16 protein-coding genes, 1 tRNA gene and 1 pseudogene are annotated in these 20,060 nt (G+C 69.2%); 11 read left to right on the forward strand and 7 right to left on the reverse strand.

What is annotated here, in order from left to right:
* Positions 1 to 181: 181 nt before the first annotated feature.
* From OG819_RS24045 to OG819_RS24075, 7 genes and pseudogenes are all read left to right on the forward strand, one after another.
* Entirely contained in the window at positions 182 to 964 is a 783-nt protein-coding gene (locus OG819_RS24045; protein WP_323136966.1) for a serine protease, read from the forward strand.
* Positions 965 to 1,467: 503 nt separating this feature from the next.
* Positions 1,468 to 1,806, forward strand: a pseudogene (locus tag OG819_RS24050) (helix-turn-helix domain-containing protein); the annotation flags it as partial.
* Between the two features lie 11 nt (positions 1,807 to 1,817).
* Complete coding sequence (locus OG819_RS24055; protein ID WP_266634250.1) at positions 1,818 to 2,213, forward strand: chorismate mutase; 396 nt, start codon at positions 1,818 to 1,820, stop codon at positions 2,211 to 2,213.
* Positions 2,214 to 2,386: 173 nt separating this feature from the next.
* Positions 2,387 to 2,890 (forward strand): response regulator, encoded by a 504-nt coding sequence (locus OG819_RS24060; protein ID WP_266651129.1) that lies wholly within the window; start codon positions 2,387 to 2,389, stop codon positions 2,888 to 2,890.
* A 115-nt stretch (positions 2,891 to 3,005) separates the two neighbouring features.
* On the forward strand, positions 3,006 to 5,594 hold the full coding sequence (pepN, locus tag OG819_RS24065) for an aminopeptidase N (RefSeq protein ID WP_266651130.1): 2,589 nt from the start codon (positions 3,006 to 3,008) through the stop codon (positions 5,592 to 5,594).
* A gap of 437 nt (positions 5,595 to 6,031) precedes the next feature.
* Positions 6,032 to 7,459: a pyridoxal-dependent decarboxylase gene (locus tag OG819_RS24070; protein ID WP_266651131.1), complete on the forward strand. Its 1,428-nt coding sequence runs from the start codon at positions 6,032 to 6,034 to the stop codon at positions 7,457 to 7,459.
* Positions 7,456 to 8,877, forward strand: a complete 1,422-nt coding sequence (locus OG819_RS24075; protein WP_266623978.1) for a lysine N(6)-hydroxylase/L-ornithine N(5)-oxygenase family protein — start codon at positions 7,456 to 7,458, stop codon at positions 8,875 to 8,877. The genes OG819_RS24070 and OG819_RS24075 overlap by 4 nt, the downstream gene beginning before the upstream one ends.
* Positions 8,878 to 8,970: 93 nt before the next feature.
* Here the strand turns inward: OG819_RS24075 and OG819_RS24080 are convergent, their stop codons facing one another.
* The gene (locus OG819_RS24080; RefSeq protein ID WP_266651132.1) at positions 8,971 to 10,785 is read right to left on the reverse strand and encodes a 5'-nucleotidase C-terminal domain-containing protein; all 1,815 of its coding nucleotides are present in this window, start codon (positions 10,783 to 10,785) and stop codon (positions 8,971 to 8,973) included.
* 138 nt (positions 10,786 to 10,923) lie between these two features.
* On the opposite strand from OG819_RS24080, the gene OG819_RS24085 reads away from it, so the two are divergent.
* Positions 10,924 to 11,637, forward strand: coding sequence for an SIMPL domain-containing protein (locus OG819_RS24085; RefSeq protein WP_266651133.1), 714 nt, complete (start codon positions 10,924 to 10,926; stop codon positions 11,635 to 11,637).
* A 150-nt stretch (positions 11,638 to 11,787) separates the two neighbouring features.
* A complete protein-coding gene (gene pyk, locus OG819_RS24090) occupies positions 11,788 to 13,224 on the forward strand; it encodes a pyruvate kinase (protein WP_266651134.1) in 1,437 nt (478 codons plus the stop codon).
* 17 nt (positions 13,225 to 13,241) lie between these two features.
* Here pyk and OG819_RS24095 read toward each other — a convergent pair whose 3' ends face one another.
* Together OG819_RS24095 and OG819_RS24100 are read right to left on the reverse strand one after the other, a co-directional pair.
* Positions 13,242 to 14,018, reverse strand: coding sequence for a transcriptional regulator (locus OG819_RS24095; RefSeq protein ID WP_266651135.1), 777 nt, complete (start codon positions 14,016 to 14,018; stop codon positions 13,242 to 13,244).
* Between the two features lie 107 nt (positions 14,019 to 14,125).
* Positions 14,126 to 14,198: transfer RNA gene (locus OG819_RS24100), tRNA-Leu, on the reverse strand.
* Between the two features lie 100 nt (positions 14,199 to 14,298).
* Here OG819_RS24100 and OG819_RS24105 point away from each other — a divergent pair.
* Together OG819_RS24105 and OG819_RS24110 are read left to right on the forward strand one after the other, a co-directional pair.
* Complete coding sequence (locus OG819_RS24105; protein ID WP_266651136.1) at positions 14,299 to 14,949, forward strand: response regulator; 651 nt, start codon at positions 14,299 to 14,301, stop codon at positions 14,947 to 14,949.
* 119 nt (positions 14,950 to 15,068) lie between these two features.
* Positions 15,069 to 15,452, forward strand: coding sequence for a DUF2267 domain-containing protein (locus OG819_RS24110; RefSeq protein ID WP_266651137.1), 384 nt, complete (start codon positions 15,069 to 15,071; stop codon positions 15,450 to 15,452).
* 105 nt (positions 15,453 to 15,557) lie between these two features.
* Here the strand turns inward: OG819_RS24110 and OG819_RS24115 are convergent, their stop codons facing one another.
* From OG819_RS24115 to OG819_RS24130, 4 genes are read right to left on the reverse strand one after another with little or no spacing between them, the layout of a single operon-like run.
* Complete coding sequence (locus OG819_RS24115) at positions 15,558 to 16,274, reverse strand: ABC transporter ATP-binding protein (RefSeq protein ID WP_266415080.1); 717 nt, start codon at positions 16,272 to 16,274, stop codon at positions 15,558 to 15,560.
* Entirely contained in the window at positions 16,271 to 17,308 is a 1,038-nt protein-coding gene (locus OG819_RS24120) for an ABC transporter ATP-binding protein (RefSeq protein ID WP_266651138.1), read from the reverse strand. Before OG819_RS24120 ends, OG819_RS24115 begins: the two co-directional genes overlap by 4 nt.
* Positions 17,305 to 19,101: a branched-chain amino acid ABC transporter permease gene (locus OG819_RS24125; RefSeq protein WP_266651139.1), complete on the reverse strand. Its 1,797-nt coding sequence runs from the start codon at positions 19,099 to 19,101 to the stop codon at positions 17,305 to 17,307. The genes OG819_RS24120 and OG819_RS24125 overlap by 4 nt, the downstream gene beginning before the upstream one ends.
* 5 nt (positions 19,102 to 19,106) lie before the next feature.
* Positions 19,107 to 20,039 (reverse strand): branched-chain amino acid ABC transporter permease, encoded by a 933-nt coding sequence (locus tag OG819_RS24130; RefSeq protein WP_266651140.1) that lies wholly within the window; start codon positions 20,037 to 20,039, stop codon positions 19,107 to 19,109.
* Positions 20,040 to 20,060: the final 21 nt, after the last annotated feature.

The raw sequence follows: 20,060 nt of genomic DNA on the forward strand, positions 1-20,060 counted from the left end.
GGTTCCGGTGGGCGGCGGGGTGCGGCTGGCCGAAACGGGGTCCTTGCCGGGGCGCCCCGGTCTCTAAATAATTCGCAAAGGCTTGGCGGGTGCATGTCACCAGATGTGTGCGGTGGACGTCGCGTCACGCGGCCTCGGTGCGACCCCGCCCGGCTTCCAACCCCCCACGAGAGGAAGCACGTTGAAGTCTCCGAAGAAGTTCACGGGCCTCAAGAGAGTCCTCGCCCTCGGCGCCGTCACCCTCGCCACCGTCTCGCTCCAGCCCGTCTCCGCACAGGCCGCGCCCACGCCCGTCGTCGGCGGCACCCGCGCGGCGCAGGGAGAGTTCCCGTTCATGGTCAGACTCTCCATGGGCTGCGGCGGCGCGCTCTACACCCAGCAGATCGTCCTCACCGCCGCACACTGTGTCAGCGGCTCCGGCAACAACACCTCCATCACCGCCACCACCGGCGTCGTCGACCTGCAGAGCAGCAGCGCGACCAAGGTCAAGTCGACCAAGGTGCTCCAGGCGCCCGGCTACAACGGCAAGGGCAAGGACTGGGCGCTGATCAAACTCGCCTCGCCCGTCAACCAGCCCACACTGAAGATCGCCACCACCACCGCGTACAACAACGGCAACTTCACCATCGCCGGGTGGGGCGCCGCACGCGAGGGCGGCGCCCAGCAGCGCTACCTCCTCAAGGCCACCGTTCCCTTCGTGAGCGACGCCACCTGTCAGCAGGCGTACGGCAGCGATCTCGTGCCCGGCGACGAGATCTGCGCCGGGTTCGTCCAGCAGGGCGGGGTCGACACCTGCCAGGGTGACTCCGGCGGCCCGATGTTCCGCAAGGACGACTCCGGGGCGTTCATCCAGGTCGGGATCGTCAGTTGGGGACAGGGCTGTGCGGAGCCGGGGTATCCCGGGGTGTACTCCGAGGTCTCGACCTTCGCCGCCGACATAGCCAGAGCGGCGTCCACCCTGTAGGGGCTGCGCCCCCGCCATCCCCGGCGTGTTCTTCGGCCGCGGGCGGGCGGGGGCTGGTCGCGCAGTTCCCCGCGCCCCTGAGGCCGGGGCTGCGCCCCGGATCCCCCGCCCGGGCCGCTTCGTTCGGCTGCCGGTCAGTGGGGGCTGAGCGCGCAGTTCCCCGCGCCCCTGGAGGGGCGCTGCGCGCACCCTCCAGCCCGTCCGGCGTTTGAGGACGAGGTCGAAGGCCGATGCCCCACCCACCCCACGCTCGCACAAGGGGGGACACCAATACTCACTCATGCGCGTCAGAACTCACTCGAACTCAGCCAAACCGCAGAAGATCCCAACCCCCGTGTCCGGCCCGGAAGTTTGAGGAGGGCGTCCGCGGCGCCACGCGCCTCTACGGTGCCCCGGTACAGCCCGCGGCCACCATCCATCGGCGGCCCCCGAACGGCACCCGCCCCACACCCCCACCGTCGAACGCGTCAAGCCGCAGCCCCGCGCCCGCACCCCGTGCAGATTCCGTCGCCGAGCACGCGGCCCGACACGGCATGACCTTCGCCGGACTGCGCGCCGCCGTCCGCCGCGGCGCGGGCCGCAGCCCCAAGGACTACCTCCTCGGGATCCGCCTGGGCCGCGCCAAGGAGCTCCTCGCCGCCACCGAACTCCCCGTCGCCGCGGTCGCCCGAGGCGTGGGCTACGACGACCCCGCCTACTTCTCCCGCCTGTTCACCCGCCGTGTCGGCATGGCCCCCGTCCGCTTCCGCGAACAGCAGGGCCGCACCCTCTCCGGCGGCTGGAGCGACCGCATGCCCGACCCCGACGATCCGCCCGTGATCGAGCCCCGGAACGCCACGTAGGGTTGGTCCCCATGACCACCAGCAACACCAGCAACACCAGCGACACGAACAACACGAACGACACGAACGACGGGGTGGGCGACGAGGTCGACCCCGCCGTGCGCGCGGAACTCGCCCGGCTGCGCGACAGCATCGACAACATCGACGCCGCCGTCGTCCACATGCTCGCCGAACGCTTCAAATGCACCCAACAGGTCGGCCACCTCAAGGCCGCCCACCAGCTGCCGCCCGCCGACCCGTCCCGCGAGGCCCACCAGATCGCCCGGCTGCGGCGCCTCGCCGAGAGCGCCAAGCTGGATCCGGCCTTCGCGGAAAAGTTGCTGAATTTCATCATCGCCGAGGTCATCCGCCACCACGAGAGCATCGCGGACGGCGCCGGGCGCGGCACCGCGGCCACGGGGGAGTGACACCGGGCGCCCCAGCGTGCATCCTGCGTGAGCACTCCCTGTCAGGTGTCAGGCCAATGGCACATGCCGGTCGTCCGTCCGTACGGGCCCCAGGGCGCCCGCCCTCCGTGTCACCCGCCACCCGCCCGTACCGGCCCGGGCAGGCGTGTGGCCGATCGAGGGGACGTCGGGCCATGCCGTCGGATGCCAAGATCCTCATCGTCGACGACCACGAGGACACGCTGTACGCGCTCGAAAGCGCCCTCGCCCCGCTGGGCCACCCCATGACCCGCGCGACCAGCGGCGACGACGCCCTCAAGGAAGTACTGCGCGGCCAGATCGGACTGCTCCTCCTCGACGTGCGCATGCCCGGCGTCAGCGGCCTCGACGTCGTGCGCTACATGCGCCGCGTCGAACAGACCCAGCACATCCCGGTCATCCTGCTCACCGGCTTCGGCCCGGACACCGAGCTGTCCGCCACCGCGTTCACCCTCGGCGTCGCCGACCTCGTCATGAAACCCGTCGACCCCTGGACCCTGCGTACCAAGGTCCGCTACCTGTACGACACCCACCGGCGCCACCGCGCCCTGGAGGCGGAGGTACGCGAGTTACGCGCCCAGATGAAGAAACGCGCCGCACCGCCCGCCCCGAGCCGCCCCCACCCCGAACACCCCCGAGCACCCCTGAGTGCCCCCTGACCACGCCGCTCCCACCGTGACCATGTCGAACCAACGCCCCACTGATGCCGCACCGACGCCACGCAAAAGCCGCATACTGGGCCACCCCTGTGCCCTGCCCGAGCCATCAGGCAGCATGTCCCCCATGTCCGTACTGACGCGCGACGAAGCGCAGACCCGTGCCCAGCTCCTCGACGTCCACCACTACGGGATCGCACTTGACGTGACCCGCGGGGACGAGACCTTCGACTCCCTGACCGTCATCCGCTTCACCGCCCGCGCCGACGCGGACACCTTCGTCGAGCTGAAGCCCGCCGAGCTGCGCTCCGTCACCCTCGACGGACAACCCCTCGACCCCGAGACCCTCGACGAGAACCGGCTGCCCCTCAAGGGCCTCACCGCGGGCGAGCACGAACTGCGCGTCGACACACGGATGCGCTACTCCCGCACCGGCGAGGGCATGCACCGCTTCACCGACCCCACCGACGGTGAGACCTACCTCTACACCCAGCTGTTCATGGAGGACGTCCAGCGCGTCTTCGCCGCCTTCGACCAGCCCGACCTGAAGGCCGTCTTCGAACTCTCCGTGACCGCCCCCGACGGCTGGACCGTCCTCGCCAACGGCGTCACCGAACACCTCGGCGAGGGCCGCTGGCAGGCCGCCCCCACCCCGCTGATCTCCACCTACCTCGTCGCCGTCGCCGCCGGCCCCTGGCACTCCGTCCGCACCGAGCACCGCGGCCTGCCCTTCGGCATCCACTGCCGCCGCTCGCTCGCCCCCTACCTCGACGCCGACGCCGACGAGATCCTCGACATCACCCGCGCCTGCTTCGACCGCTACCACGAGAAGTTCGACGAGCCCTACCCCTTCGACTCCTACGACCAGGCGTTCGTCCCCGAATTCAACGCCGGCGCCATGGAGAACCCCGGCCTCGTCACCTTCCGCGACGAGTTCGTCTACCGCTCCGCCGTCACCGACACCGAACGCCAGACCCGCGCCATGGTCATCGCCCACGAAATGGCCCACATGTGGTTCGGCGACCTCGTCACCCTGCGCTGGTGGGACGACATCTGGCTGAACGAGTCCTTCGCCGAGTACATGGGCTACCAGACCCTCACCGAAGCCACCCGCTTCACCGACACCTGGACCGACTTCGGCGTCACCCGCAAACCCTGGGGCTACGACGCCGACCAGCGCCCCTCCACCCACCCCGTCGCCCCCGACCCGGACGCCGTCCCCGACACCGCGTCCGCCATGCTCAACTTCGACGGCATCTCCTACGCCAAGGGCGCCTCGGCCCTGCGCCAACTCGTCACCTGGCTCGGCGAGAAGGACTTCCTGGCCGGCATCAACACCCACTTCGCCCGCCACCGGTTCGCCAACGCCACCCTCGCCGACTTCATCGACAACCTCGCCTCCGCCACCGAACGCGACGTCCACGCCTGGGCCGACTCCTGGCTGCGCACCACCGGCGTCGACACCCTCACCCCCGAAGTCCGAACCGAGGACGGGAACTGGCACCTCGACATCCGGCACGAGCCCAGCCCCGGAGTCTGGTCCAAGCCCGACCCCACCAAGAGCCGCGACGGCCTCACCCATCTCACCACCCTCGAGTCGCTCGGCGGCAAGCGCCCGCACCGCATCACCATCGGCGTCTACGACCACGACCTCCACGACGCGCGCCTCCTGACCCCGCGCCATCGCCTGGAGGCGGACCTCCCCACCACCGGCAACACCGGCATCAGCGCCGCCGGCCCACGCCCCGCCCTCGTCCTCCTCAACGACGGCGACTTCACCTACGCCAAGATCCGCTTCGACGCCGAGTCCCTCGACGCCGTCCGCACACGCCTCTCCGGACTGCCCGAACCCCTCACCCGCGCCGTCGTCTGGAACGCCCTGCGCGACGCCGTCCGCGACGGCGAACTCCCCGCCATGGCCTACGTGGACGCCACCCGTGCCCACCTCCCGCACGAGACCGACCTCGCCCTCGTCCAAGGCGTCCTGTCCTTCGCGGCCGCCCACGTCGCCGACCGCTACCTCGCCCCCGAGGACCGACCCACCGCCCTCGCTACCCTCACCGACCTCTGCCGCGACCTCATCCGCCGCACCGAGGACGGCTCCAACCCCGGCCTGCGCCTCACCGCCGTACGCCACTTCATCGACGTCGCCGCCCACCCCGACACCATCAGCGCCTGGTTCTCCGAAGGAACCGTCCCCGGCGGCCCCGAACTCGACCCCGAACTGCGCTGGCGCATCCTCGGCCGGCTCGCCGTCCTCGGCGCCATCGACGACGCCGTCATCGACGCCGAACTCGTCCAGGACCCCAGCGCCACCGGCCAGGAAGGCGCCGCCCGCTGCCGCGCCGCGCTGCCCGACCCCGAGGCCAAACGCCACGCCTGGGAGGAGATGTTCACCTCCGACCACCTCTCCAACTACCTCTTCACCGCCACCGCCCGGGGCTTCTGGCAGCCCGAACAGACCGACCTCGTCCGGGAGTACGTCGAGCGCTACTGGGCCGACGCCGTCGCCCTCGCCGCACGCCGGGGCCCCGCCATCGCCGACGCGGCCGGGCGCTACGCGTTCCCCGTCCACGCGGTCACCCCCGAAACCCTCGCCCTCGGCGAAGCCTGCCTCCGCGACGCCGACCCCATCCCCGCCCTCCGCCGCAAACTCGTCGACCAACTCGACGACCTGTCAAGGGCCCTGAAGGTACGAACCGCCTGACCACGACCTCCACCCACAGTCCGGCGGAGACCGCTCACACAGTTCCCCACGCCCCCACCCACCCGCTTCGTTTCGGCCGCGGGCCGGTGGGGGCTGGTCGCGCAGTTCCCCGCGCCCCTAAAGGCGCTGGCGCGCATCTCTCAGCCCGTCCGGCGTTTGAGGACGAGGCCGTTCAGGCCGATGCGGGGGTCTGGGGGCGGCAGCCCCCAGTGGGGTCGAAGGGGCGGAGCCCCCGGGGATGGGACGGGTAGGGGCGGCGGGGGCGAGGAAACCCGGTCCGGCATCGGCGCGGCGTCTAGCACCTCCACCCCCCACCCACATTTCCTCCACCCCCCAGTACCCCCTTTCGGGTCGGATCGTTGACCTTTCAGGGCGCGCAGACCCCATCCCCGTACAGGCTGGTAACCCCCTGCCGCGCGCCCACCGGAGGACACCTCATGAGCACGCCGCCCCTCGCCTCAGGCCCCGAAGATCCCGGCGCGCTGCGGCCGCTGCTCGACACCGTCCTCGACGCGCTGCGAGACGGCCGAGAGGCACGCGGAGGCCCCCTGCCCGCCGGCGGACCGGAGAGCGTGGCCCGGCGCCTACGGGACGCGGTCGCCGACGTACTGCCCGAACAGGGGACCGAAGACGCCCTACGCGTCCTCGTACAGGCCCTCGCGGAGGGCGCCGCAGACCCCGCCGACCCCCTGTGCGTCGCCCACCTGCACTGCCCACCCCTCGCCGTCGCCACCGCCGCCGACCTCGCCGCCTCCGCCCTCAACCCCTCCATGGACTCCTGGGACCAGGCCCCGGCCGCCTCGGAACTGGAAGCACTCGTCACCGAGGCCCTGGCCACCGAGGTCTACAAAAGGGCGAACAAGCCGCGCAAGAGCAACGAGCCGCACAAGAGCACAGCCCTCGTCACCACCGGCGGCACCGAGTCCAACCAACTCGCCCTCCTCCTCGCCCGGGAGGCCTACGCCGGTGTGCGGCTCATCTGCGGCGCCAACGCCCACCACTCCCTGCTCCGCGCCGCCTGGCTCCTCGGCCTGCCCGACCCCGTCGTCGTCCCCGCCCCCGCCGGCGTCATGGACCTCGCCGCCCTGGACGAAGCCCTCACCGACTGTGGCGATCAGCGGCTCCGCCACGGGCAGGGCCCCCGCGGCTCCCTCCTCGTCGCCGCCACCGCCGGCACCACCGACGCCGGACTCATCGACCCCCTGCCCGACATCGCCGACCTCTGCGAAGCCCACGGCACCCGCCTCCACATCGACGCCGCCTACGGCGGAGGCCTCCTCTTCAGCGACCACCACCGCGGCAAACTCGACGGACTCGACCGCGCCCACACCGTCACCCTCGACCTGCACAAACTCGGCTGGCAGCCCGTCGCCGCAGGCCTCCTCGCCGTCAAGGACCCCCACGACCTCGACGCCCTGAGCCACCGCGCCGACTACCTCAACGCCGACGACGACACCGAAGCGGGCCTCCCCGACCTCCTCGGCCGCTCCCTGCGCACCTCCCGACGCCCCGACATCCTCAAAGTCGCCGTCACCCTCAAAACCCTGGGACGAGCGGGACTTGGTGCGCTCGTCGACCAGGTCTGCGCCCGCGCCGTCGAACTGGCGGACCTCGTCGAGGCACACCCCGGCTTCGAGCTCTACGACCCGCCCACCCTCAGCACCGTCCTGTTCCGGCCCGCCGAGGCCTCCGACGAAGCCGTCGCCACCGTACGCCGCACCCTCCTCCACGAAGGACGCGCCGTCCTCGGCCGAGCCCTGCTCGACGACCGCCTCTGGCTCAAAGCCACCCTCCTCAACCCCTACACCCGGCCGGGCGACCTGGCCGCGCTCCTGAAACTGGTGGAAGGACACACACCCCGATGAGCCCGACGCCCCTCCCCCCACCCCACGAGCCCGACGCGCCCCGCGACCTCGTGGGCATCGGCATCGGCCCGTTCAACCTCTCCCTCGCCGCCCTCGCCCACCCCCTCCCCGAACTCGACACCGTCTTCTACGAACAACGCCCCGGCTTCGACTGGCACCCGGGCCTGCTCATCGACGGCGCCACCCTCCAAGTCCCCTTCCTCGCCGACCTGGTCACCCTCGCCGACCCCGCCAGCCCCTGGTCCTTCCTCAACTACCTCAAGGACCGCGAACGCCTCTTCCCCTTCTACTTCGCCGAGCGCTTCCACATGCAGCGCGCCGAATACGACGCCTACTGCCGCTGGGTCGCGGGCCGCCTCCCCGGACTCCACTTCGGCCACCAGGTCGACGCCGTCCGCTGGAACCCCGAACGCAACCTGTTCGAGGTCGACTTCACCCAACTCGACAACGAGGGAGAAGCCGAGGCCCTCGGCCGGACGTACACCCGCAACATCGTCCTCGGCGTCGGCACCGCACCCCACATCCCCGACCCCCTCAAACCCCTCGTCGAAGCCCCCGGCGTCCCCGTCATCCACGCCGCGGACTACCTCGCCCACCGCGAGCAGTTCCTCACCGCCGAACACATCACCGTCATCGGCGCGGGACAGTCAGGCGCCGAGGTCTTCCTCGACCTCCTGCGCAACCGGCCCGCCGGACACGAGCAGATCCACTGGCTCGCCCGCACCGAGGCCTTTGCCCCGATGGAGTACTCCAAGCTGGGCCTCGAACACTTCACCCCCGACTACACCCGCTACTTCCACGCCCTCAGCGAGCCCGTACGCGACCGGCTCGTCGCCGCGCAATGGCAGCTCCACAAGGGCATCGACGCCGACACCATCGCCGCCATCCACGACGAGCTCTACCGCCGCACCCTTCACGGCGGCTGGCCCGACGCCGTCCTCACCCCCGCCGTCACCGTCCGCGCCGCGGGCCGCGTCGCCGCCACCCAGGTCGAACTCCACCTCGAACACGGCCAACAGGGCACCCGCACGCGCCTCTTCACCGACGCCGTCGTCCTCGCCACCGGCTACCGTGAACGCCCCCTCGGCCAGATCCTCGCCGGACTCGACCCCTACCTGCGCCGCGACGGCGCCGAACGCCCCCGCATCGACGACCAGTTCCGCCTGGTTCTCGACCCCTGCGTCAACGGCCGGGTCTACGTCCAGAACGCCGAACTCCACACCCACGGCGTCGGGGCCCCCGACCTCGGCCTCGCCGCCTGGCGCAGCGCCACCATCCTCAACTCGCTGACCGGCAAGGACCCCTACCCGCTCCCGCGCCGCACCGCCTTCACCGCCTTCGGACTCGAACCCCAGTCCCAGGTCCCGCCCGCCCGCCACACCGCCCAGACCCTCAGCCCGCTCGTCGACGGACGGTAAGAAGAAGACCCCGGACACACGTCCGGGGTCCAGAAAACAAGCGTGCGAGCAAACAGGCGGCCTGGAAATCGGGCGGCCTGGAAAACAGGCGGCCTAGAAAACCGGCGTGCCGTCGCGCGTGAGCTTCCAGTCCACCGAAGCGAACTCCTTCGGGTCGAGCACACCCTTCGCCGTCACCCACTCGGCGATCCGCGTACGGATCTCCGTCGACTCCGACCAGACCTCCTTCGCGGACGCCACATGCGGGAAGGCACCGCCACCGTTCGCCCGGTAGTTGTTCACCGCGAACACGAACTGCTGCGCGTCGTCCAGCGCCGCACCGTTGTACGTCAGGTTCTTGATCCGTGAACCCTCCGCCTGCGCGATGTCGATGTCGTACCGGAGCCCCGACACATAGTCGTAGTTGTAGTCCGGACGGTTGTTCGCGTTCGTCAGCTTCTCCGTGTCGACCACCGCACCGGCCGCCGTCCGCACGAAGTAGTTCGCCGAGTACTCCAGGTACGCCCGCACCTGCGCCCCCGTCAGCACCTTCGCGACCAGCGTGTTGTCATACACGTACAGGCTCGACAGATCCCGGATCGTCACCTTGCCCGCCGGGATCTCGGAGGTCCGCGAGAACGGCGACGCCTGCGCGATCACCGGCAGCGACGCGTACTCCGTACCCACCAGCGCCGCCTTGACCACGTCCTCCTGCACCTTGGTGATCAGGTCGATGATCGGGGCGTCCTTGTAACGCGCCTCGACCGTCGTCAGCGTGTCCGTGGCCGTGCCGACGACCTGGTTGACATACGCCACCACCAGATCGTGCTCGTCCTTCAGCAGCCGGGTGATCTTCGGGTCGTCGGCGACCGAGTTCGAGTTGCGGACGGACGCCGCCACCGACTCGACCTGCCACTTCCCCTTCTCGAAGACCAGCTCGAAGTCGAACACCGACAGCCGCTCCGCGTACGCCAGCGGCTCCGACAGCACCACCGTCCTGCCGGTCTCGGCGTTGGTGACCTTCAGCTCGGGGATCTCCACATGCGCGTGCCCGACGAGAATCGCGTCGATCCCCGGCACCTGCTGGGCGACGAGCGCCGCCGAGTTCTCGACGTACGGCAGCTGGTCACCGTACGAGGACGTGCCGGACGAACCGGAGTGCGCCGACACCACCACCACGTCCGCACCCATCGACCGCAGCTTCGGCACCCACTTCGCCGCCTGCTCCTCCAGACCCGGGAACGTCAACTTCCCCTGGACGTACGCCTTGTCCCAGATCGCGATACCCGGGTTCGTCAGACCGAGCACCGCCACCTTCACCGACGGGGCACCCGGCACATGGAATGTCTTCATGAAGTACGGCGGGAAGGCGGGCTTCAGCGTCTTCGCGTCCAGCGCGTTCGCACCCAGCAGCGGGAAGCGGCACTGCGACTCGAACTTCCGCAGCGTCTCGATGCCGTAGTTGAACTCATGGTTGCCCAGCGCCACCGCGTCATAGCCGATCGCGTTCATCGCCTGCGCCATCGGGTGCACCGGACCACCCTTGGCGGTGATCGGGTCCACCTTCGCGTAGTAGTACGTCAGCGGAGTGCCCTGGATCGTGTCGCCCGCGTCCAGAAGGAGCGTGTTGCACCGCCCCTTCTCCTTGCGGATCTCGTTCACCAGCGTCGAGATCCGCGCCAGACCCTGCGCGTTGCCCGCGGTGTCCTTGTACTCCGCGTCCTTGAAGTAGTCCCAGTTGAAGACGTGTCCATGCAGGTCCGTCGTGCCCATGACGGTGAGGGAGTACCGCTTCACAGGCTTCTTCCCACCCCCTGCCGTCGCCGAGGTCGCCGCCTGCGCGGACGGAGCCGCGACCGCACCGGTCAACGCCACCCCCGCACCCGTCACGGCGGACTTCTTCAGGAACTTCCGGCGGTTCAACGGCATGTCTATGGCTCCTTGGGGAATGGTCAACGACGCGCGTAGATTCTGACCCAAACATGACACACCAGAACAGGTCCTGGAGGTTTCCATCTGGTGACCACCGGGCACCACGACCACCCTTCCGGTGACAGAGTGGGGCGTATGACCCCCACCGCAGAGGAACCCCGACCCGCAGTCCCCTACGGAACCCCCGCAGCACCCCGCATCGCCGTCCGCGGCGAAGCCCACCTCGAAGTCGACCCCGAGATCGCCCGCATCGGCATCACCGTCAGCGCCCGCGGCACCGACCGACGCGACGCCCTCGCCGACCTCACCCGCCGCAACGCCACCGCGATGGACCTCGTCAAGTCCTACGGAGACGTCGTCGAACACCTCGAAACCGGCGCCTTCTCCATCAGCCCCGAACTCACCAAACACGGCCGAGGCGAACGCATCCGGGCCTACCACGGCCGCGTCCACCTCACCGCCGAACTCACCGACTTCACCGCACTCGGCGAACTCACGACCCGCCTCGCGGACCTCGACCTCACCAGCGTCGACGGCCCCTGGTGGGCCCTGCGCCCCGACTCGCCCTCCCACCGCCAAGCCCGCCAACAAGCGGTCCGCGAAGCCGTCCAACGCGCCCGCGAATACGCCGACGCCCTCGGCACCACCCTCGCCGCCCTCGTCGAACTCGCCGACATCGGCGCCGAGAACACCCAGCCCTACCCCGCCACCCCCGGCCGCGCCATGCGCTCCATGTCCTTCGCCGGCGCCGCCCCCGAAGAAGCAGCCCCCCTCGACCTCGAACCCCAACGCCAACACGTCTACGCCCAGGTCAACGCCCGATTCACAATGGCACCGCCGGAACTCTAAAGCGCGGACCGGCCGCCATAAAGCACCGACCCGCTCATCAGAGCACCCCCACGCACAATTCAACTGTTGTCAATAAGGCTTCACGCAAAGGTTGTTGAGTAGTCACGCTGGACCAATTCTCTACCGACCGGTAAGGCCTAGGCTCAAACCATGCGCCGAGCAAAAATCGTCTGTACATTGGGCCCCGCCACCGACTCGTACGACCAGCTCAAAGCCCTGGTCGACGCAGGAATGGACGTAGCCCGCTTCAACCTCAGCCACGGCACCTACGCCGAACACGAGGAGCGCTACCAGCGCGTGCGAAAGGCCTCCGACGAGACCGGCCGCAGCGTCGGACTGCTCGCCGACCTTCAAGGCCCGAAGATCCGACTCGGCCGCTTCACCGAAGGCCCCGTACTCCTTGAACGCGGAGACACCTTCACCATCACCGTCGAAGAAGGCGCCGAAGGCGACCGCCTCACCTGCGGCACCACCTACTCGGGCCTCGCGGCCGACGTCACCCCCGGCGAACGCATCCTCGTCGACGACGGCAAGGTCTGCCTCGAGGTCACCGCCGTCGACGGCCCCCGCGTCCACACCACCGTCATCGAAGGCGGCATGGTCTCCGACCACAAGGGCCTCAACCTCCCCGGCGTCGCCGTCTCCGTCCCCGCCCTCTCCGACAAGGACGAAGCAGACCTCCGCTGGGCCCTGCGCACCGGCTTCGACGTCATCGCCCTCTCCTTCGTCCGCAGCGGCCGCGACATCGAAGACGTCCACCGCATCATGGACGAGGAAGGCCGCCGCCTCCCCGTCATCGCCAAGGTCGAGAAGCCCCAGGCGGTCGAAGCGATCGACGACATCGTCGCCGCCTTCGACGGCATCATGGTCGCCCGCGGCGACCTGGGCGTCGAAATGCCCCTCGAACAGGTCCCGATCGTCCAGAAGCGCGCCATCAAACTGGCCAAACGCAACGCCAAGCCGGTCATCGTCGCCACCCAGATGCTCGACTCGATGATCGACAACTCCCGCCCCACCCGCGCCGAGGCCTCCGACGTCGCCAACGCCGTCATCGACGGCACGGACGCCGTGATGCTCTCCGGCGAGACGAGCGTCGGCAAATACCCCGTGGAAACCGTCCGGACGATGTCCCGCATCGTCGAGGCCGCCGAGGAGGACATCCTCGCCAAGGGCCTCCCGCCCCTCACCGACCGCAACAAACCCCGCACCCAGGGCGGCGCGGTCGCCCGCGCGGCGGCGGAGATGGGCGACTTCCTCGGCGCCAAGTTCCTCGTCGCCTTCACCCAGTCCGGCGACACGGTCCGCCGCCTCTCCCGCTACCGCTCCCCGATCCCCCTCCTCGCCTTCACCCCCACCCCGGCGACCCGCTCCCAGCTGAACCTGACCTGGGGCGTAGAAACGTTCCTGGGGCCGCATGTCGGCTCCACCGACGCGATGGTCGACCAGGTGGACGAACTCCTCCTGAGGTACGGCCGCTGCGAAAAGGGCGACATCGTCGTCATCACCGCCGGCTCCCCGCCCGGCGTCTCGGGCACCACGAACCTCGTCCGCGTCCACCACATCGGAGAGGACGACAGCCCCAAGTAGCACCCAAGGAGAGGGGATCAGAATTTGGGGCCTACGTGGGCGTCCATGAGGGCGACGGAGGCCTTCTTGGCAACGGAGATGTTGTACGGCTTTCCGTTGCGGGTGCAGTGCGTCCACTGAATGCCGAGCTTGTCCAGTGTCTCGGTGTAGAGCCGGCGGATGTCGTCGGACATATTGGTGAAGAAATACCGGGGATACTCATAACGCTTGCACACACCGTCGACCGGCCGGGTCGTCCAGTTGATGATCCGGCATCCGTCGGAGTGGATGAGGCCACGGACGAATTCCCAGGGATGAGCGTCGACGATTTCCTGTTGCCAGGGTTCGAGAACGATCGCGCGCTCATGCTTCTTGCCGGGGCCGTGCTGCGGGAACAGGCAGGGCCAGTGCTTGCTGTAGCACGTGACGTACTGACAGCCCTGGCGCTGGACGCGGAAGACCTTGTTCGCGGGGCGCAGGATCTGCATGGCTTCGGCGCAGGCGTCGATGAGGCCAGGCCAGGCATCCGCGCATGCGATGCGGAGGAAGTAGGCCCCTCTTCGGAGGCGGCTGATGCAGCCGTCTCCGAGATAGAGGCCCAACAGGTAGGCGTACGCGGCTGGATCGGAAGGTCCGTGCGGAGCGTCGCAGCACCGTGGACAGGGCTGTGCGCGGTTCCGGTCGAGGGGCTCGACGCGTATCTGCCAGGACCGGATCGCGGAGCGCGACACCCCGGTCTCCTTGCTCACCGAGTTCAGACTGCGTCCTTGAGCAACCAGAGCCAGAGCTCGCTTGCGTGTGCCCATGTCGTACATGTGGTAACTCTGGGCGAGTGATCGTGGCCGTGCGCAGCAAAAAAGCGGATGTTCACGAGAACGGGAACATCCGCTTTTCTGTGGTGACCTTGGAATCCAAGGAAAAGTGCCCCGAGTCGGATTCGAACCGACGCTGTATGGGTTTTGAATCCATGGCCTCTACCGCTGGGCTACCGGGGCCCCTTCGAAATGAAGGTCAGCGGTCACCCGCCGTGACACCACCATACCGCAGCTGGGTAGGCTCTTGTCAGCAGTACCCCGCCCTGAACGAGGAGCCCCCGTGACCGCCCCCGAGTCGCCCCAGCCCGTCGCCGACGACGACAAGTCGCACGTGCCTCCGCTGACGACCCGTGTCGTCATCGCCGAGGACGAGGCCCTGATCCGCCTCGACCTCAAAGAGATGCTCGAGGAAGAGGGTTACGCCGTCGTGGGCGAGGCGGGGGACGGGGAACAGGCCGTCGAGCTGGCCCGTGAGCACAAGCCCGACCTCGTGATTCTCGACGTCAAGATGCCCAAGCTGGACGGGATCTCGGCGGCCGAGAAGATCGCCGAGGAGGGCATCGCCCCCGTGCTGATGCTCACCGCGTTCTCGCAGCGCGACCTCGTCGAGCGGGCCCGTGACGCGGGCGCGATGGCGTATCTCGTGAAGCCCTTCAGCAAGAGCGACGTCGTACCGGCGATCGAGATGGCCGTCTCGCGGTTCACGGAGTTGAAGCAGTTGGAGCGGGAGGTCGCGGACCTCAGTCAGCGTCTGGAGACGCGGAAGCTGGTGGACCGGGCCAAGTCCGTGCTCCAGACGCAGTACGGGCTGACGGAGCCCGCCGCGTTCCGGTGGATCCAGAAGACCTCCATGGACCGCCGTATGTCGATGCAGCAGGTCGCCGAGGCGGTCATCGCGGACGCCGAGGAGAAGAAGTCCTCCAAGGGGTAAGTGCGGGCGGCCCGTGCCGGGGTGCCGTCGCTTGCGCGCGCGAGCCCGGCGACCGCGTGTCAGGCTGGTTTTGGGGCCGGGTGGCCTTCGGACCGGCAGGGCGGCAAAGGAGACAGCGCGTGGAAGAGAAGGCGTTCGTCCAAGCGGTGTCGGAACGTACGGGCCTGTCCCGGCAGGAGTCGGCCGACCTCGCGCGTGCCACGCTGGAGACGCTCGCGCATCGGCTGAGCTCGGGTGAGGCGCGGAATCTGGCGCTGGAGCTCCCGGAGGGTCTGGCGGAGTCTGTTCGGCGGGGTGCCACCGCCGAGATCGAGCGTTTCGACTACGACGAGCTCGTGCGGCGTGTGGCTCAGCGCAACGTGCTCAAGCCGGACGAGGCCGACGGCGGCGTCCGTGCCGTACTGGTCACGCTCCGTGAGGCGATCAGTGAGACGGAGTTCGGCCACGCGATGTCGCAACTCGGTGCCGACTTCACCAGGCCGATCGAGAATTTCGCCGGCTGATTGCCCGGCGAGCGGTATGGGTGAGTGACGAAGAGGCCCGCGCCCCCCGGGGGGCGCGGGCCTCTTCGTACAGCGGCCGTACGGTCGTACGGCCGGAGCCTGGTGTCAGTCCTCGCCCAGGTAGGCCTTGCGTACCGACTCGTCGTGCAGCAGGTCCTGGCCGGTGCCGGAGAGGACGATGTTGCCGACCTCCATGACGTGTCCCTGATCGGCGAGGGAGAGCGCCGCCTGGGCGTTCTGCTCGACGAGGAGGATGGTCGTGCCGTCGGACTTGAGTTCGGCGATGGTGGCCATGATCTTCTGCATCATGATCGGCGAGAGGCCCATGGAGGGTTCGTCGAGCATGAGCAGCTTGGGCTGGGACATGAGCGCGCGGCCCATGGCCAGCATCTGCTGCTCGCCGCCGGAGAGGGTTCCCGCGGCCTGCTTGCGGCGTTCACCCAGGATGGGGAAGAGGTCGTAGGCGCGCTGGATGTCCTTCTCGATGCCTGCCTTGTCGGAGCGCAGGAACGCGCCGAGCTGGAGGTTCTCGGTGATCGTCAGCCGGGGGAAGATGTGGCGTCCCTCGGGGGAGTGGGCGAGGCCCAGGGAGACGATCTTGTGGGCGGGGATGTTGCTGAGGGGTTTGCCGTCGAAGGTGATGCGGCCCGAGGTGGGCTTGAGGAGCCCGGAGAGGGTGCGCAGGGTGGTCGTCTTTCCGGCGCCGTTGGTGCCGATGAGGGTGACGATCTGGCCGGCTTCGACGGAGAAGGAGATGCCCTTGACGGCTTCGATCTTGCCGTAGGCGACCTTGAGGTCTTCGACCTCGAGCAGTGCGGTCACTGGGCGTTTCCTTCCTTGCTGGTGGTGCCCTCCGCGGCGGCGTCGCTCTCGGCGGCCTCGGGGGTTTCCTCGGCCTCAGAAGCCTCGGGAGCGGCGGTGGCCTCGGGGGCTTCCGTGGGCTCAGGAGTCTCCGTGGCCTCGGGGGTCTCGTCGGCCTCGGGGGTCTCCGCGGCCACCGCGGCCACCGCCGCCTCGGCGGCTTCGGCGGCTTCGACCTCGGCGACCTCTTCCGCGCCGGGGGCGCCCTCGAAGGGGGTGCCGAGGTAGGCGGCGATGACGCGTTCGTCGCCCTGGACGACGTCCGAGGTGCCCTCGACGAGCTTCTCGCCCTGGACGAGGCAGGCGACGCGGTCGGACAGGTTGAAGATGAAGCGCATGTCGTGCTCGATGACGAGTACGGCGATGCCCCTGTCGCGGATGGCGAAGACGAGGTCTTCGGTCGCGCGCGTCTCCTGGGGGTTCATGCCGGCCGTGGGCTCGTCCAGGAGCAGCAGTCCCGGTTCGCTCGCCATGGCGCGGGCGATTTCGAGCTTGCGCTGTTCGCCGTAGGGGAGGTTGCGGGAGAGGTGGTCGGCCTTGTGGTCGAGGCCGATGAACTCCAGCAGTTCCATGGCGCGTTCGCGGGAGGCGGCTTCTGCCTTGCGGAAGCCGGGGCCGCGCAGGAGGGCCGACCAGAGGCCTTCCTTGGTCCTGGTGTGGCGGCCGACGAGCACGTTTTCCAGGACGGTCATGTTGGCGAAGAGCCGGATGTTCTGGAAGGTGCGGGCGATGCCGGCGCTGGTGACGAGGTGGGGCTTGGGCGGGAGGACGGTGCCCTTGTAGGAGACCTTGCCTTCGGTCGGCACGTACAGGCCGGTGAGGCAGTTGAAGAAGGTGGTCTTGCCCGCGCCGTTGGGGCCGATGAGGCCGACGATCTCGCCGGAGTTGACGGTGAGGTCGACGCTGCGGACGGCGGTGAGGCCGCCGAAGCGCATGGTGACGCCGCTGGCCTCGAGTACGGGGCTGGTGGCCGTGGTGGTGGTCATGTGGGTCACGCCCCTGCCTTGGTGACGCCGACGGTGGAGTCGGGCAGGCCTTGTTCGGGGATGTCGACGCTGTCGTCGGACTCGTGGAATTCGAGTTGGCGGCGGCGGTTGGCGATGATGCCTTCGGGGCGGAAGCGCATGAGGATCACGAGCGCGATGCCGAAGGCGAAGAGCTGGTACTCCTTCAGGAAGCCGAGCTTCTCGGGGAGGAGGTAGAGCAGGGTGGCGCCGAGGATGGGGCCGTTGACCGTGCCCATGCCGCCGAGGACGACCGCGGCGAGCAGGAAGGCGGAGTTGGGTGGTACGGAGCCGGCGAACTGGTACGGGGCCGGGTTGACGCTGTAGCCGACGTGGGCGCTGACCGTGCCGGCGAGGCCGGCGAGGGAGGCGCCGAGGGCGAAGGCGATGAGCTTGACGCGGAAGCCGTTGATGCCCATGGCGGTGGCGGCGGTCTCGTCCTCGCGGATGGCGATCCAGGAGCGGCCGATACGGGAGTCGGCGGCGCGGTTGAAGACGATCACGACGATGCCGGTGATGATCAGCATCAGCAGGAAGTAGTTCGCGAAGCGGCCGAGGGTGATCGAGCCGATGTCGTGCGAGTTCCCGAGGTTGAACCCGAAGATGTCGAGGTCCGGGATCATCGAGATGCCGTTGGGGCCGTTGGTCAGGTTCGGTCCGGAGGAGCCGTCGAGGTTGTTGACGGAGATGCGGAAGATCTCTCCGAAGCCGAGGGTGACGATGGCGAGGTAGTCGCCGCGCAGTCGCAGGGTGGGGGCGCCGATGAGGACGCCGAAGACGAGCGATGCGGCCATGCCGGTGAGCATGGCGGCCCAGAAGGGGAACTGGACGCCGGAGAAGCGGGAGAACTCGGAGCCGGAGACGAGGGCCGCGGCGTAGGCGCCGACGCCGAGGAAGGCGACGTATCCGAGGTCGAGGAGTCCGGTGAGGCCGACGACGATGTTGAGGCCGAGGGCGACGGTGGCGACGACGAGGATGTTCACGCCGAGGTTGGCGTTGTGCTCGTTGTTCTCGACGAAGGGGAAGACCGCCGCGGCGAGGAACGCCATGGAGGTGGCGAATCCCTTGTGGCGGGCGTTGAGCGTGGCGAACCGGTCGAAGAGTCCGGCGGCTTGGAGTGCCCAGGTGCCGAAGATGACGAGCAGCAGGTAGCCGATGAAGGTCTCGCTGGCCTCGGGGTCGACGCCGATGCCGTAGGTGAAGACGATCAGGGCGACCGCGGTGGCGGCGGTGATGACGAGGCGCTCGGCCCAGCCGGGGAGCTTCTGGGCCGCGGGGATGCGGTCGGGCTTGCTGACCCAGTCCTTGAAGGTGTCGCCGGGGCTCGGGAGGGCGAGGGTGCCGACGAGGGCGATCAGGGAGCCGATGGCGGTGACGTAGGCGCCGGGGTCGAGGGCGACGAGGCCCTTGAGGTCGACGGCGATGGCGATGGCGCTGAACCAGCTGACGGCGAACGCGGAGGCGGCGGCGAGGACGACGGGCGCGGTGGCGCCTGCCGGGTTGAGCCAGCGCAGGCCGCGGACGCCGAAGAGGGTGAGCGCGAAGAGCAGGGTGATCGCGCCGGCGACGAGGTCGAGGATCTGGAGGCCGGCCGGGGAGCCGTAGTAGGTGAGGTCCCCGGGGAAGTCGGCCGTGTAGGTCCACGACATGAAGGTGCTGGCGATGGTGGCGACGGCGCCGACGGCGATGAGGGCGCGGGCGGTGGTCTGGGGGAGTGCGATCAGGCCGGGTGCGGGGGCGGTGATCTCGGCGGTGTTCTCGGTGGTGTTCTCGGTGGTTGCCATGGTGGTCACGCCCTGTCCGCGACGCGTTCGCCGACCAGGCCCTGTGGCCTGAACAGCAGTACGAGGATGAGGAGGACGAAGGCCCAGACGGAGGACCAGCCGCCGCCGCCGAGCTGCTGCATGCCGGGGATGCCGTCGATGTAGGAGGTGGCCATGGTTTCGGCGAGGCCGAGGACGAGGCCGCCGATCATGGCGCCGTAGATGTTGCCGATGCCGCCGAGGACGGCGGCGGTGAAGGCCTTGAGGCCCATCTGGAAGCCCATGTTGTACTGGATCGAGCCGTAGCGCAGGCCGTAGGAGACGGCGGCGACGGCGGCGAAGAAGCCGCCGATGGCGAAGGCGATCACGATGATCTTGTTGGTGTCGATGCCCATGAGCTGGGCGGTGTCAGGGTCCTGGGCGGTGGCCTGCATGGCGCGGCCGGTGCGGGACATGCTGACGAAGAGGGCGAGGGCCGCCATGCAGAGGGGGGCGGCGACGATGACGAAGAGGGAGCCGCTGCTGATGCTGATGGACCCGATGTGCCAGGGGCCGGCGTCGATCTGGGGGAAGTTGCGGTCCGTCTTGGCGTCCGGGTACCAGTTGAAGACGGCCTGCTGGAGCGCGAGGGAGAGGCCGATGGCGGTGATGAGGGGCGCCAGGCGTGGCGCGCCGCGCAGTGGTCGGTAGGCGAACCGTTCCGCCCCGACGGCGATGAGGACGGCGACGAGTCCGCCGCCGATGAGCATCGCTGGGAGGGCGATCCACATGGATGTGCCGTCGGGCAGGACGTAGAGGTAGACCGTGAGTGCGCCGAAGCCTCCGGTCATGAAGATCTCGCCGTGGGCGAAGTTGATGAGCTGGACGATGCCGTACACCATCGTGTAGCCGATGGCGATCAGCCCGTACATCGAGCCGAGGAACAGCCCGTTGGCCAGCTGCTGCGGCAGGGTGTTCACCGCATGGCCTCCATGTGGGTG

It is taken from the genome of Streptomyces sp. NBC_01549, assembly GCF_026339955.1.
In the GTDB taxonomy this organism is placed as follows: domain Bacteria; phylum Actinomycetota; class Actinomycetes; order Streptomycetales; family Streptomycetaceae; genus Streptomyces.